Below are 13,777 nucleotides of genomic sequence, written 5' to 3' on the forward strand. Positions count from 1 at the left end.
TCGATACGGCAATTGTTGGAAGCGCGCAACCCCCGAACAGGAGCAGCTCGGCATTTTTCGAGCCGCGAACAAACCCGTCGCGCAATGTCCGCCTACTGCACGGCAGCAAGCCGGGCTGCACTGCAAAATGATGCTGCAATGCGTGAAATGACGGCAAACCCTTGCTCGCGGGCAAGTCCTTGCCGACGCACACCGACTTTGCGTCGAATGGAGCGCCGCTCATTCCAGGTTAGCTTTTATTGGCCGCTGCGCGATGGCAAGTGACAATCTGTAACGTTTCAGTATATAGGGTGTTCATCACCGATTGCCGACCTGCACGGCAACTGCTATGCGCCTGACGGGCGGGACGAATGGACAGAGATCAGACGGAAAAGGACGACGAGGCCTCGGCACTGGGCAGGCCGACATTGAAGACGCTTGCCTTCATGACCGGGCTGGGCGTCACCACCGTGTCGCGGGCGCTGAAGGACGCGCCCGAGATCGGCGCCGAGACCAGGCGACGCGTCCAGCTCGTCGCCAAGCAGATCGGTTACCGTCCCAACCGCGCCGGGGTGCGGCTGCGGACCGGCAAGACCAACGTCATCAGCCTCGTGCTCAACACCGAGCGCGAGATCATGAGCTTTGTCTCGGACATCATCTACGGCGTCTCGGAAGTCATCGCCGACACACCGTATCACCTGATCGTCACGCCCTATTCACGCTCGCAGGATCCCCTGGATCCGATACGTTATCTCGTGGAGACCGGCTCCGCCGACGGCATCATCATTTCGCGCACCCAGCCGAACGATCCCAGGGCCCGTTACATGCTCGAGCGTGGCATCCCCTTTGCCACGCATGGCCGCACCGACATGGGGCTGATCCACCCCTATCATGACTTCGACAACTACGCGTTCGCCACCGAGGCTGTCCGCCACCTGGCCGGCATCGGCCGCCGCAGGCTGGCTCTGCTGGCGCCGCCAGTCGAGCTGACCTACCACAGTCATACGCTGAACGGCTTCACCGATGCGCTCAGCGAGGTCGGTTCCAGCGAGATCCCGTTCAACACCGTTTCGGTCGACCACTCGATCGAGCAGATCAGGATGAGGACCGCGCAGCTGATGCGCCGCGACGTCAGGCCTGACGGTTTCGTCAGCAGTGCCGCTGCGGCGACACTCGCCATCGTCGCCGGCATCGAGGACGCCGGGCTCAAGCTCGGCCGCGACGTCGACGTGGTGTCCAAGCAGTCGTCCGACCTGCTGCACCTGTTTCGCAGGGAATTGCTGGTGGTCAACGAGAACTTCCGGCTGGCCGGCGCCGAGCTCGCCCGCTCAGTGCTGGGCTGGATCGGCGGCGCGGCACCTGGCTCTCTGCAGAGCCTGAGCATGCCTTGCGAGGTTGTGGCCTATCGCCGTCCCGACTAGAGCGGATACGTTCAAATTGAACTGGGCATCTCCATCTATTTGTCTTAGCCGCATTTCTGCGACGCCAAGTGATTCCACTGGCTGCAAAATGCGCGCTGCTGACTGGCAGCCTTGGGCCGGAGAACGAACCCGGCAGCTGCGGAACCTGGACATTCAAAAGCGGACAGGGGTGACGGCGACTGCCGTAAAATGGGCATCGAAGATAGGTGGATGCACGGAGATAGTAATGATGGCGCCACTCCAATCAGTTTCCCAATGCTAGCCTTACGGCTGAGATCTGAAGCGGTTCATCTCGGCCCCTAATCACATGAAATCCGAGGTTCTCCGCGACGACATGTGGAGGGAGAACACGGATACCGGCGAGAATATCTGCGGAGACCAAAATGGGTTCACCGAGAGCCTTGGATAGCGACTCCAGACGGCCAGTGGTGTTTATGACATCGCCGAAATACGCGATCTTGTGTCGCTCAAGGCCAATCTCAGCGGTAACGACCGGGCCGCAATGCAGGACGGCGCGAAACTCCGGCACCTGCCCGAAACGCGCTTGCCACGCCGCCGCCTGATCCCTTAAGACCGCCGCGAAGTCGAAGACGCAACGAAGACACGCGGCGTCCCGCATGCCGCGATCCATGGGCCAGGTGACCAGCGCCATATCCCCGATGTAGTCGTCAATAGAGCCTTGGGAGCGACGAACAGGCGACGCAAGTGCGTTGAATATCTGTCCGAGGTAGGCCTGGGTCTCCAGATCTCCGTACCGATCCGCGAAGTGCGTGGAGCCACTGACATCGAGGAACAGAAAGATCCGCTCTTCCTTGATGGGACGGTGATAACGACCGAGAAGCAGGCTGGTGAACAGGCTTGGCCCGATAAGGTCACGTAGTCGCAACACGAATGCGACGAGGGTGGAGACGCCGAGTGAATACAGAAGACCGGACTCCGACATCACCATGGCTTCGCGAGCGGTGCTCATATAGCCGAGGAGATGGTGAAGCGCTGTGCCGGCGGCGGCGTTGCCGATCAAGATCATCAATACGTAGGTTGCGATCGTAGCCACGACGAAGACCGGCGTTGCCGCTTGCCGGATCACATTGCGCCATCGGCGCAAGATAACGCCGCGCTCATACAACAGAATAGGAGTTCCGATGAACACGCCCCTGACTGCGGCGTGCAGGGCCTCGACGTCGAACATCAGCGCGTAGGCCAAGCCCGCTACTGCCCCCACAATGGGTGCGAGGAGCCACTGCAAAGGGCGACGAAAGCGGTCCCGGCCAGTGTTCATTTCGTATCCTGCTCGATGAGATCGGGCCCCCGGCCTGTTGCCCGGCGCGGTTGTGACTTCATCAGTTTCGCCCTGGGCACCCTCGATCATGTATCGCAGTATGGCGATTGCTCAGGCTAGACTCGCCACCTGAATTATGGCGTCTGCAAATGCCTTCGGTGCTTCCTGAGGAAGATTATGCCCTATGCCACCGGTTATGAGCCGGTGCTCGTATTTGCCGGAGAACATCTTGGCGTAGGCGCTGGGGTCGGGATGCGGCGCGCCGTTGGCGTCGCCCTCCAGAGTGATCGTCGGCACGGCGATGACCGGAGCTTTCGCAAGTCGCAGCTCCAGTTCGTCATATTGTGGCTCGCCTTCCGCCAACCCGAGCCGCCAGCGGTAGTTGTGTACTACGATGTCGACATGATCCGGATTGTCGAAGGCGGTAGCGCTGCGCTCGAAGGTTGCGTTGTCGAAATTCCACTGCGGAGAAGCGAGCTGCCAGATCAGCTTGGCAAAATCCCGCGTGTATTTTCCGTAGCCAACGCGGCCCCGCTCAGTGGCGAAGTAATATTGATACCACCATTGGAGCTCGGCTTTCGGCGGCAGCGCCATCTTGTTGGCCTCCTGGCTGCCGATCAGATAACCGCTGACCGAAACCTGGGCCTTGCAGCGTTCCGGCCACAATGCCGCGACGATGTTGGCCGTGCGTGCGCCCCAGTCGCAACCGCCGACGATCGCCTTATCGATCTGCAGTGCATCCATCAGCGCAATGACATCAATCGCGACCACCGCCTGCTGGCCATTGCGTGGCGTTTTGTTGGAGAGGAACCGCGTGGTGCCATAGCCGCGTAGATATGGAACGACGACCCGAAAGCCTTTCGACGCCAAGATCGCCGCAACGTCGACATAGGTGTGGATGTCGTACGGCCATCCATGCAGGAGGATGACGACCGACCCTTTGCCAGGACCCACATCGGCATATCCAATGTCGAGGTCGCCAGCTTGAACCTGCTTCAACGGACCGAACGACGTGTTTGCTTGCGGTTCGATTGTGCCGGCGTCCGGTTTCGTAATGCTGGACTGCGCATTTGCCGAGCCCGTCATGGCAAACTGAGCGGCCGCGACGGTGGTGACGGCCACGCCCAAAAAGTGACGTCGATGGAGGTCGATCTGTTCGGTCATAGTGGTTTGTATCCGTTGATAAGGCATGGTGCCTGGTGGAGGATTATTTTCGGTCGACTATCACATCGGACACGTCGACCGTGATAGGTGCGAATTCTTGCTTTGCGACCCCCTCGGCGTCATGCAGGAGCACACGCCGCCGTGTCGGGAATACGAACCCGTCAAAGGTTTTGTGGTCATGAGCGTAGTGTGCGACCAGCGGGTTTCCAGTCACGTCGGGCGAATAGTGCGCCGCTGCATAAACGCATCGTCATAATAAAAGACCTGATCGGCGTTATGGTTGGCGATGGTCTTAGGGAACGTGACGGCCAGCCGTCGCCACGTTTGCGCGCCCTCTCTCCAGGCGGCGATTTCTCGTGCTTCGACACCGGGTAGTGTGAAGACGAACGGCGCCGTGAGGTAGTTCCATACGGCGGCGCTCGTGAAGTACGCCACCTGGATCGCATCCCAAGGTGTGCTGCCATCCAGAAAGGGCAGCGGAAATGAGCCACGTGGATTGAAACGTTCCTCGATGATGCGGCCGTCACGCGTAGCGATAGCGACCCGCTCGGGAGCGACATCCAGCACAGACATACGGTCTGGTGCTGTGAAGGGCGAAAAAACGATGTGCTCGCGATGTGGATCGAGCGTGACGGTCTGCTTGGAATAGATGTCCGGCCAGCCCCTTGCAGCCCAAAATACGCCCCCAAGCGACATTTGCGCAGTGATGCTTGTAACGTTACCCCAGTTCTGCAAACCGCCATGCGCCTCTAGAACCGTCGTCAAAAGCTTGTCCATTTGATTCTCCGCTGGCGCGTTACCAGGCTGTCCCACTGAGTTTCGCTTGGTTAGGCGGCCGCGGCGATGCCGTACCGCGCCGGCGAGCCGTTGAGCGAAAGATTTGGGATGAGTTTCTGCCGCGCCGCTTCATAGGCGTGCCAGTCGGCGACGTCGGGAAGCGAGGGAATAGTCACCAATTCGCCCTGGTCGAGGCCGGCAAGGGCCGCGTCGACGAGGTCATCGGACTGCATGATCGCCTTGCTCGGCAGATCGTCGAGTGAACCTCCTGATACGTCCCAGAAATTGGTGGCGATGGCGCCGGGCAGAACCGCCTGGATGCGCAGCTTCTTGTCCGCAAGCTCCTTGTGGAGCGACAGGCTGAAAGCGAGCACAAAGGCTTTCGTCGCGCCATAGACACCGTTGAGGATTTCCAGCGCGATGGCGACCGCTGACGAGATGTTGATGATTGTGCCGCCGCCTCGCGCCACAAAGGCCGGAGCCGCTGCATAAGTCAGGCGGGTCAACGCCGTGATGTTGAGCCCGATCATCGCTTGCATCTTGTCGATGTCGGATTCCAGGAGCGGCGCGACAGCGCCGATTCCAGCGTTATTGACCAACAGCGTGATGGCGGGATCGGCGCCGAGCAAGGTCTCGATCCGGCCCAGATCCGCCTTGTCGTTGAGGTCAGCCGCAACGGTGCTGACGTTGCAATTCGTTGAGCCGGCGATGCGCTTGGCCACTTCGTCCAGCCTCTCCTGGCTGCGCGCCACGAGAATGAGGTCATAGCCGCGGCGCGCGAGCCGGTCGGCGTAGATCGCTCCAATCCCGGCGGAGGCGCCGGTCACCATCGCGATGCCCATTTTGGAATACGTCATGATTGTTCTCCCATTCGATTGCGCTGGCAACTGCGCGTGAAACCGTCAGCCGCAAACCTGGCTTGGATCGCCGGCTAAGTTTGGCGGCGGGACGGTGACCCGTCCCGCTCACCCAATTTTCGGTTGCTGCTTAAAGCGGCAGCGGCTTGCCCGCCTGCTCCGCCACCATGTACTTGGCGTACCAGTCGGGCCAATTCTCATCGCGCTGGCCGCCGTTGCGCTTCTCGTGCTCGCCATGGGCTAACCCCGCGCGCCACATTGCGGCCGCAAGATCCGCTACCGAGGCATAGTCCGTCGTATTGGAATCGACCCGGCCAGGGAGCCGGGTGGTGACCTCCTGCAGTAGCCACTCGTTGCCGTCTGGATCCTTGAAGGTTGCGTAAGAGGAATAGCTCTGCCGCTCCGGATGCCTGCCGCTGAGCGCTGGTTTGCCCGGACCGGCGCGGTGGAACACTTCGCTCACCTCGACGCCGTGGCCAATGAGTTCGGCGCGCGCGGCGTCAATGTCCGACACGACGAGGAAAAGCCCGCTTGCGGAGCCGGGCGCGGCCGACGTGATACCGGTGCCGAAATGGATCGAGGCCGGCGAGCCCGGAGGCGTGAACTGCATCGCCCGGAACGTGTCGCCGACGACGAAGTCGCCGTCGAGCCTCCAACCCAGGCCTTCGTAAAACTGCTTGGAGCGTGCTGCGTCCGAAACTGGGATAACCACGGCCTCGAGCTTCATGTCGAGCGTCCGCGTTCCGGAAGTTTCGATCGGTTTTTCGCTATGCGTCTGAGTGGTGCTGCTCATGTCGATCTCCTTGGGTTTAACCTGTTGAGCGTTGAACGCGTCCGGGCTGGGGCCTGGTACGCGTCTCAGAAATCTTGTCGGAGCGGTCGGAACGCCGCACGCAACTCGGCGGAAAACAGTTCGGGCTGCTCCCAGGCGGCGAAGTGCCCGCCCTTGTCGACTTCATGAAAGTAAATCAGGTTTGGATAGGCGCGCCGGGCCCACGTCTCCGGGGCCAGATAAGTTTCCTCCGGAAAGACCGTGATGGCCACCGGCAGCGCGATCTCGAGGGTCCGCTCGACGGCCGCAAAAACAACGCTGCGTCCACCGTACTCCCAGTACAGCCGCCCTGCTGAGGTCGCGCTGTTGCCCAGCCAGTACTGAGTAATGTCGTCCAGCACCTCGTCCGGGGACTTTTCGGGATCGCTGTTGTCGTATGTCCAGCGTGAGAAGCCCGGATGTCCGAGCATCCATGCCGCGAGGCCTGTGGGAGAGTCATTGATGGCGTAGCCGATCGTCTGCGGCCGGGTGCCCATCATCGTAGCGTAGGATCTGTTCCCCATCTTGGCTGCGGCGCTGAGCGCGTCAAACGCTGCGCGTTCCTTATCCGTGAGTCCCGTTGGCGCTGGCCCGCCGACGGCGAGCACCGCGGCAATCTCGGGCGGCACCACCGCCGGCAAGTTAATATGAATGCCGAGCAGACCTGTCGGCGCCTGGCGCGCCATCGCGCTGGAGACGGGGGAGCCCCAGTCGCCACCCTGTGCGACGTAGCGGGTGTAACCCAGGCGTTTCATCAGCTCCGCCCAGGTTTGCGCGATGCGATCAGGTCCCCAACCCGTCTCTGTCGGTTTGCCGGAGAAGCCATATCCCGGCATCGAAGGCAGGACGAGATCGAACGCGTCCTCCGCTCGTCCGCCATGAGCTGTGGGATCCGTCAGCGGGCCCACGGTCTTGAGCAGTTCGAACACCGACCCGGGCCAGCCATGCGTCATGATCAGCGGCAAAGCATTGGGATGCTTCGAGCGGACGTGAATGAAGTGAATGTCCACGCCGTCGATCGTTGTCATGAATTGAGGCAGGGTGTTGAGCTTGGCCTCGGCCTTTCGCCAGTCGTAGTCAGTGCCCCAATACTTGACGAGCGGCTTCAGCTTCGCCAGCTGTATGCCCTGCGACTGGTCATCGACCGTCTCGCGATCCGGCCACCGTGTTTCGGCGATGCGCCGACGAAGATCTTCGAGCGCCGCTTGCGGGATGCTGACGGTGAAGGGCCGGATCGAGCGATCTTCGGCCGCACTGGCGTTGGCCAAGGCGGAAAAGATGCAAAGCCCGAATGCCAGCACGGTCGCCAACTTGTGGAGCTTCATGGCTGAATCTCCTTGCCCGGCGAGTGGAACGTCACCGTTTGCTTGGTGAAGACGTTACCTTCGGCGTCCACCACCTCGACCAGGACCTTGTGCTGACCGCGCGGCATGCCCACCAGGATGATGGTGTCGCTCTGACCGTAGTCCGCCCACGCCCAGGGCAGGTCGTCGACGGTGAGGTGCAGATGCCCGACCCGCGGAGACACGTTGCGCGCGGCCGGCCCACCGACAGGCAGGATGCGCAGGTTCTCCACCCGGTACGGGATGAACACCACGCCCCCGGCCAACGGACCCGGAAGCGGCGGCTCCACGATCAGCTTTGGCGCGGGCTCGTTGTCGATGGGCACGACCGTGCTCTGGGCGAACGCACCCGTGGCGAACACGGTGCAAGCCGCGAGTGCGGTGAGCGTCTGGATGAGAAGGTTCATTGCATTCTCTCCTTTTGGAGATGCGCTGGGGGTTAATCGCCAGGCGGATGGTGACGCGCACGTCCGGCGCGCCATTCCCGCTCAACACTTCACGCCGTCCGCAACGTCTTGAACGATGCGCGCACGTCGTCGGTGAAGTACTTCGGCTGTTCCCATGCCGCGAAGTGGCAGCCCTTGGGCGGGTGACCGTAATGCAGGAGCTTCGGGAACGCGCGCTCGGTCCAACTCTTCGGCGCCGTGTAGATCTCGCTGGGGTTCGCGCTCACGCCGACGGGAATGGTGATGCCTTTGGCGTCGAAGAAGCCCGCCTTCGCCGTTTGCCGGTGTTCCCAATAGAGCCGGGCCGACGAGATGGCCGTGTTGGTCAGCCAATAGAGCGTGATGTTGTCGAGGATGTCGTCGCGGGTAAGGCCCTCCGGCTCCCCATCGAAGGAGCGGGCTATCAGTGCATAACTGTCCGCATCGTGATCGAGAATCCATGACGCCAGGCCGGCCGGTGAATCGACGAGCCCGTAAAGCGTCTGCGGACGAAGCGCCATCTCGTTGGCATAGCCCAGGCCGAACTTGTAGAAGAAGGCGACCTGCTCGTAGGCGCGCTTTTCGTCGGGCCCGAGATCGGCGGGAGGCGGACTGCCGGCCGCAAGCGCCTTCACAATCTCGGGCGGAATGGTCGCTGGCATATTGGTGTGGATGGCGATCAGCTCGGGAGGCGCCATCAGAGCCATCTGTTCGGTGATGAGAGCGCCCCAGTCGCCGCCCTGTGCAACAAACCGGTTATAGCCCAGGCGCTTCATCAGCACGGTCCACGCTTTCGCGATGCGCACCGGATCCCAACCGGGTTTGGTCGGTTTGGCGGAAAAGCCGTAGCCCGGCATCGACGGGATCACCACGTCGAACGCGTCGGCCGCGGTTCCGTCATGCGCCGTGGGGTTCGTGAGCGGATCGATGACCTTCAGCAGCTCGATGACCGAACCGGGCCAGCCGTGCGTGATGATGACCGGCAGCGCACCCTGATGGCTTGATTTCACGTGGATGAAGTGGATGTCCAGCCCGTCGATCTCGGTGACGAAATGCGGCAGCGACTTCAGCTGCGCCTCGCACTTGCTCCAATCATATTCCGTTCCCCAGTATCGGATGAGCTTCTGCATCGTCGCGAGTTGCACGCCTTGTGTGTCGCCTGCCGCCAACGTCGCCGAAGTCCGCCGAGAAGCTGCTTCGGACACCAACTCGTGATCGGGCCAGCGCGTGGCAGCGATGCGACGGCGTAGCTCGTCGATCTCCTCCTGCGGGAAGCTCACGGTGAAGGGGCGGATTAAACCGGCATCGGCCGCGGCCGCCGGCTGAGACGAGGTGAAGTTGAACGCGGCAGCACCTGCCGAAGTGGCAAGCAATGCGGTGGCCGATGTGGCAAGAAAGTCGCGCCGATTTGGCGCCGGTTTTGCCGTGGACATGATCAGTCTCCTTCGTTGCGCGATGCCATTAGAGTGGTTGAACACTTTAGTTGTGCTCTCACGCCAGTGCGCGCTCCATCGGACGTAGGTTGGTCGTGACCGCGTGTTCGTTTATGGCGGTCATACCTAGGTTTATAGGCCCCGACGGGCCCGAGCGTCACTCGGTTGAACGTATGCGCTTCGACGATTGGACTTTGCGGTCTGCTGAGCCTGATCGCGCCCAGCGATCGGCGACGCTAGTCGCTCTCACCGGCATTGTTTCTCAATGCAACGTCGAGGCAGCGAGACAGCGTGTCGCCGTCAAAAGGCTTGCTCAAAAAGCAGACGGCGCCTCGAACCAACGCTTGAGCATGCGCCTTTTCATCGGGAAAGGCCGTGATGAAAATGATGGGCGTGTGATGTCCACGTATGCGCAAGATATCGTGCAACTCGATTCCGCTCATCTCCGGCATCTGGATGTCTGAAATCAGACACGAGGTTTGAGCCAGTTGTTCCGAATGCAAGAACGCGCGTGCGGATGGGAAAGCGTGGGCGACAAACCCAAGCGACCGTACAAGACTCGTAGTTCCGCTTCGAATGGATTCGTCATCGTCGACGATTGAAATAACGGGAGTGTCTGGCAAGCGATTGGCCCATCAATGCGCACCGACAATGGTACAAGTCGGCTGTGTTCGAAAGTCATACATAGATATGAGGCTACGAGGACATTTCCCGGCCGATACCGAGTGCTTCGGCCATTTTGACCAGGTCCGCGAGCGATTTCGCACGCATCTTCTTCATCGCGTGGCCGCGATGAATCTTAACCGTAATCTCGCTGAGGCCGATGTGAGCGGCGATCTGTTTGTTCATTAAGCCGGTAGCGACGAGCGCCATCACCTCCTGTTCGCGCGACGTCAGGCTGTCGAACAGGCCCTTTAAGTCGAGCCGTGCGCGATCGGCATCCAGCCTGGCCCGGTCGCGGGTGATCGCGGCGGTGACGGCATCCAACATATCCTGGTCGCGAAACGGCTTGGTGATGAAGTCGACGGCGCCGGCTTTCATAGCCCGTACGGACATGGGGATATCGCCGTGTGCAGTGATGAAGATGATGGGAATATGGACATCGGCCTTAGTCAACTCGGCATGAAGCTCGAAGCCGCTCAACCCCGGTAGCCGAACATCGAGAACCAGGCAGCTCGGGATCGAAGGCAGCTTGCTTTGCATGAGTTCGTTCGCCGAATGGAATAGTTCGGCGCGCAAACCGACCGAGCGGAATAACAGGCCGAGCGAGTCGCGGATTCCGACGTCGTCATCGATCACATAGACAGCAGGCTCGACCTCTGTCGTCGGCTGCAAACTGTTCGGTGCGACTTTGATCACAGACGGATCCTTGTCATGCGGAGACAGATCGAGTTGCGCTAAAATGAAATATGGCACCCCGGGGCGTGTTCGGGGCCGCCCACAACCGCCCATCGTGGGCTTCGACGATCGATCTGCAGATCGACAGGCCCATCCCCATGCCGTCGGGCTTTGTCGTGAAGAGCGGGTTGAATATTCGATTCACGTCTTGCGGACCAATTCCTGTTCCAGTGTCCGCAACCGAAACCGTTACGTGGCCATCGTCATGCAACTTGGATTTCACGGACAGCACCCGCGCCCCGCCGACCGCGGCCATGGAATCGATGGCGTTCGTGATCAGGTTTACAAGCAACTGCTGTAGCTGGATTCGATCGCCTGTTACCCGCGGCAGGCGTTCATCCAGCTCGGCTTCGACCATTATCCGGTGTTTCGCCAGACCCTCTCGCACCAGGGCGAGTGTTTCCCCGATAAGGCTGTTGAGGTCGAGCGGAGCTCGCTTGCGGTCTTCTTTCTTGAAGATCGTTCTAATTCCGTCGATCACCGCTGCCGCGCGATGACCACCGGCGATAATCTGCTTGAATGCCTCCTTTGCTTCCTCCAGATCGGGCATCGAGCGACTGAGAAACCGCAGGCCCGCATCGGCGCTTGTTATAATGCCAGATAGAGGTTGTTTGACTTCATGCGCAACCGTGGCTGCGACTGCGTCGCCGGTTACCAGTCGCGCCTCGCGCTCGTGACGCTGGCCACGGACCGCTCCGAGAAGCCGCGTATAAAGGGTCGTTATCTCGTGAAGCAGAACCATAAGGACGAGACCGCTGGACAGAACTCCGAAGATGCGGACGGTATACCAGCCAAGGCTGAAGCGGGCCGGATCGGGGTAATAGCTTAAAGGCATCTCTATCGTGAATAAGATCATGACGACCATCAACCAAAGATCGAGCATTGAGTGTCGCCGGATCCAGAGCACGACGATGGCGACGATACTCAACAACGCGACGGGCGCACCCACATAGGGCCACACCGGGCTAAGGCGAGTGGAATCGAGGGTCACGCGCGGTAACGACGCTTCGCCCGCTATGAAAAAAAGAGACGCTAACGAGACCACAGCTGCAGTCAGGGCGACACTGACAGCGATCTGCCCCCGCACGGTACCCTGTCGAAATCGTTTGCTGGGGTTCGAGCCCTTTGAGAGGGCATAGCCTATGACAAATAGGGGAAAGCCAGCGTGCTGGAAAAAGTAGATCCATGACGTACTCTGCATGCCGCCCACCAGGCCGCCCTTTGGCGTGAACAGACCTGGAAATGCCAGAACAAACGGGATCAGCATGAGCGCTGTAAAGAGATATCCGCTTGCAATCAGGAGCGTGGCACGTGAGCGCAGGATGGAAAACTGAGTGTACAGGAGGATTGCGGTGATCGAATCGTTCACGAACATCGCTGTCGCATAGGCAGGGACGAAGGCGTCGACCCGGCTCAGATGGATGCCCGAGAGCGGACTAACAGTGATCAACACGTAGACGGCCAACAGGCCAAGCACAAAAACGAGAGCGAGCTGCTTCTGCGCCTGACTTGGCGGCAAGCTCGAGAGGACGAAAAAATCGTCCTCTGGGACTGTCACGACTGTCCTCTCCATAAGATACTCATCGCAGCGGCTGCAGCGCGCGGCACGAAAGTCATGGCGCTCGAAAATGATAAAGCTATTTTGCCTGAACTCATCGTCATTCTACCACCCGGGCTGCCAAGTAACAACGAACCAGGAGGCGCGTCAGCGAGATCGCACTTTCCTGCCAATGACCCGATCTCGAACGTGGATCTTCCCCGATCGGCGATTGGGCCGTGGCCCATCAAAACCGAGCAGCGGCGGATTGGGCTGCCCTGCTGCTTGTTCGGCTTGTGCCCGGATCGACTCGAGTCCGTAGGCTCGGGCGCACAAAGATTCGTCAGCGCGTGCCAATGACCGCAATGGGTCCGGCTCCGGCTGCTCGGTGTTGGGCTGGAACGGCGGCGCAACACCTGGCTCCTTGCAGAGCCTGAGCAAGCGGACCGGGGGTTCTGGCCTATCGCGCTCCTGACTGATCTTTTTGTTCAAGCATCGGATTTTTTCCCAAACCAGAAGTCACAGATGCGTGCCTGGCGGCCGCTCTGCTCCGGGTTCTCTGGAGACCGACACGAATGCATCGTCCCGTCAACATACGTTGACACGAGACGATTTCGTCAACTAATGTTGACGCATGATCGATGTCCGCCAACTGCCCACACCTGACCAGCCGGAGGAAGCATTGGCTGCGGTCGTTGCGCTTCGGCGAGCGGCTGACCTATTGGAGCGTAGAGCGGTCAGGGCGGCCCTGAAGCAAGGTTGGTCCTGGGCGAAGATTGCCCAGGCACTCGGCATCTCCAAACAGGCAGCCCATAAGCGGCTGTCCGACATCAACGCCCAGGACAATCCGCCATAGGAGACGATCATGCTCAGCGGCATCAAAACCCGTCTATCGAACGTCCGCACCATCAAGACACTGTGCGAAAGTGCCGAAAACTACGCTTTAAATGACCAGCAGCGACAGGCCGGCGCCGAACATTTCCTGCTGGCGGCCATCGATCTTCCCGACAATACCGCCCGTCTCGCATTCCGCGAAATTGGGGCGGATGCCGCTGGCTTCCGCGACGTGGTCGGCGCTCAATATTGGGAAGCCCTGCGCTCCGTTGGGGTGAACGCCGGCGAACAAATATCCCGGGGTTTGACCCCAGAACCGCTTCAGGGAGCGCCAGGCCTCTATGACGCAGCCCCGTCGGGAGCTGAGGTGATGAAGGAATTGGCGGCCAACCGAAACGATCACCGTCCACTGCTGGGTGCGCATGTCGTGGCTATAGTCGCCGCAATGGAGCAGGGCGCGTCGCGGCACGTGCGTTGCGCTGCATGGGAGTTGATCCCGGTGCGCTGATGGCGGCGGCG

General features: G+C 60.6%; 14 protein-coding genes. 3 read left to right on the forward strand and 11 right to left on the reverse strand.

What is annotated here, in order from left to right; translation table 11 throughout:
- Window positions 1-350: 350 nt before the first annotated feature.
- Window positions 351-1,400, forward strand: a complete 1,050-nt coding sequence (locus AC0L15_RS10175; protein ID WP_287064757.1) for a LacI family transcriptional regulator — start codon at window positions 351-353, stop codon at window positions 1,398-1,400.
- A gap of 244 nt (window positions 1,401-1,644) precedes the next feature.
- Here the strand turns inward: AC0L15_RS10175 and AC0L15_RS10180 are convergent, their stop codons facing one another.
- The 11 genes from AC0L15_RS10180 to AC0L15_RS10230 all read right to left on the reverse strand — a co-directional run bounded on the left by AC0L15_RS10180 (window position 1,645) and on the right by AC0L15_RS10230 (window position 12,445).
- The gene (locus AC0L15_RS10180; RefSeq protein ID WP_287245918.1) at window positions 1,645-2,679 is read right to left on the reverse strand and encodes an adenylate/guanylate cyclase domain-containing protein; all 1,035 of its coding nucleotides are present in this window, start codon (window positions 2,677-2,679) and stop codon (window positions 1,645-1,647) included.
- 111 nt (window positions 2,680-2,790) lie between these two features.
- The gene (locus AC0L15_RS10185) at window positions 2,791-3,843 is read right to left on the reverse strand and encodes an alpha/beta fold hydrolase (RefSeq protein ID WP_473496293.1); all 1,053 of its coding nucleotides are present in this window, start codon (window positions 3,841-3,843) and stop codon (window positions 2,791-2,793) included.
- Window positions 3,844-4,053: 210 nt separating this feature from the next.
- The gene (locus AC0L15_RS10190) at window positions 4,054-4,620 is read right to left on the reverse strand and encodes a hypothetical protein (protein WP_287245917.1); all 567 of its coding nucleotides are present in this window, start codon (window positions 4,618-4,620) and stop codon (window positions 4,054-4,056) included.
- Between the two features lie 50 nt (window positions 4,621-4,670).
- Window positions 4,671-5,477: an SDR family NAD(P)-dependent oxidoreductase gene (locus AC0L15_RS10195; RefSeq protein ID WP_287245915.1), complete on the reverse strand. Its 807-nt coding sequence runs from the start codon at window positions 5,475-5,477 to the stop codon at window positions 4,671-4,673.
- A 130-nt stretch (window positions 5,478-5,607) separates the two neighbouring features.
- Window positions 5,608-6,270: a VOC family protein gene (locus tag AC0L15_RS10200; protein WP_287208536.1), complete on the reverse strand. Its 663-nt coding sequence runs from the start codon at window positions 6,268-6,270 to the stop codon at window positions 5,608-5,610.
- A gap of 65 nt (window positions 6,271-6,335) precedes the next feature.
- Window positions 6,336-7,613 (reverse strand): epoxide hydrolase family protein, encoded by a 1,278-nt coding sequence (locus tag AC0L15_RS10205; protein ID WP_287208534.1) that lies wholly within the window; start codon window positions 7,611-7,613, stop codon window positions 6,336-6,338.
- Window positions 7,610-8,038, reverse strand: a complete 429-nt coding sequence (locus AC0L15_RS10210) for a DUF6130 family protein (RefSeq protein ID WP_077380650.1) — start codon at window positions 8,036-8,038, stop codon at window positions 7,610-7,612. Before AC0L15_RS10210 ends, AC0L15_RS10205 begins: the two co-directional genes overlap by 4 nt.
- An 89-nt stretch (window positions 8,039-8,127) precedes the next feature.
- Window positions 8,128-9,489, reverse strand: a complete 1,362-nt coding sequence (locus AC0L15_RS10215) for an epoxide hydrolase family protein (RefSeq protein WP_473496294.1) — start codon at window positions 9,487-9,489, stop codon at window positions 8,128-8,130.
- A gap of 236 nt (window positions 9,490-9,725) precedes the next feature.
- Window positions 9,726-10,112: a response regulator transcription factor gene (locus AC0L15_RS10220; RefSeq protein ID WP_128247319.1), complete on the reverse strand. Its 387-nt coding sequence runs from the start codon at window positions 10,110-10,112 to the stop codon at window positions 9,726-9,728.
- Window positions 10,113-10,185: 73 nt separating this feature from the next.
- Window positions 10,186-10,848, reverse strand: coding sequence for a response regulator transcription factor (locus AC0L15_RS10225; protein ID WP_473496295.1), 663 nt, complete (start codon window positions 10,846-10,848; stop codon window positions 10,186-10,188).
- A gap of 13 nt (window positions 10,849-10,861) precedes the next feature.
- Complete coding sequence (locus AC0L15_RS10230; protein ID WP_287245911.1) at window positions 10,862-12,445, reverse strand: MASE4 domain-containing protein; 1,584 nt, start codon at window positions 12,443-12,445, stop codon at window positions 10,862-10,864.
- 613 nt (window positions 12,446-13,058) lie between these two features.
- Between AC0L15_RS10230 and AC0L15_RS10235 the strand changes: the two genes are divergently transcribed.
- Together AC0L15_RS10235 and AC0L15_RS10240 are read left to right on the forward strand one after the other, a co-directional pair.
- Complete coding sequence (locus AC0L15_RS10235) at window positions 13,059-13,280, forward strand: helix-turn-helix domain-containing protein (RefSeq protein WP_128184758.1); 222 nt, start codon at window positions 13,059-13,061, stop codon at window positions 13,278-13,280.
- A gap of 9 nt (window positions 13,281-13,289) precedes the next feature.
- Complete coding sequence (locus AC0L15_RS10240; protein ID WP_287245910.1) at window positions 13,290-13,766, forward strand: Clp protease N-terminal domain-containing protein; 477 nt, start codon at window positions 13,290-13,292, stop codon at window positions 13,764-13,766.
- The last annotated feature ends 11 nt before the right edge of the window (window positions 13,767-13,777 follow it).

It is taken from the genome of Mesorhizobium sp. WSM4846 (assembly GCF_055811415.1).

Bases quoted from the DNA above. Each gene is read 5' to 3' on its own strand.
- AC0L15_RS10195 (WP_287245915.1), bottom strand. From the start codon at position 5,477: ATGACGTATTCCAAAATGGGCATCGCGATGGTGACCGGCGCCTCCGCC.
- AC0L15_RS10215 (WP_473496294.1), bottom strand. From the start codon at position 9,489: ATGTCCACGGCAAAACCGGCGCCAAATCGGCGCGACTTTCTTGCCACA.
- AC0L15_RS10180 (WP_287245918.1), bottom strand. From the start codon at position 2,679: ATGAACACTGGCCGGGACCGCTTTCGTCGCCCTTTGCAGTGGCTCCTC.
- AC0L15_RS10175 (WP_287064757.1), top strand. From the start codon at position 351: ATGGACAGAGATCAGACGGAAAAGGACGACGAGGCCTCGGCACTGGGC.
- AC0L15_RS10235 (WP_128184758.1), top strand. From the start codon at position 13,059: ATGATCGATGTCCGCCAACTGCCCACACCTGACCAGCCGGAGGAAGCA.
- AC0L15_RS10200 (WP_287208536.1), bottom strand. From the start codon at position 6,270: ATGAGCAGCACCACTCAGACGCATAGCGAAAAACCGATCGAAACTTCC.
- AC0L15_RS10240 (WP_287245910.1), top strand. From the start codon at position 13,290: ATGCTCAGCGGCATCAAAACCCGTCTATCGAACGTCCGCACCATCAAG.
- AC0L15_RS10190 (WP_287245917.1), bottom strand. From the start codon at position 4,620: ATGGACAAGCTTTTGACGACGGTTCTAGAGGCGCATGGCGGTTTGCAG.
- AC0L15_RS10185 (WP_473496293.1), bottom strand. From the start codon at position 3,843: ATGACCGAACAGATCGACCTCCATCGACGTCACTTTTTGGGCGTGGCC.
- AC0L15_RS10205 (WP_287208534.1), bottom strand. From the start codon at position 7,613: ATGAAGCTCCACAAGTTGGCGACCGTGCTGGCATTCGGGCTTTGCATC.
- AC0L15_RS10210 (WP_077380650.1), bottom strand. From the start codon at position 8,038: ATGAACCTTCTCATCCAGACGCTCACCGCACTCGCGGCTTGCACCGTG.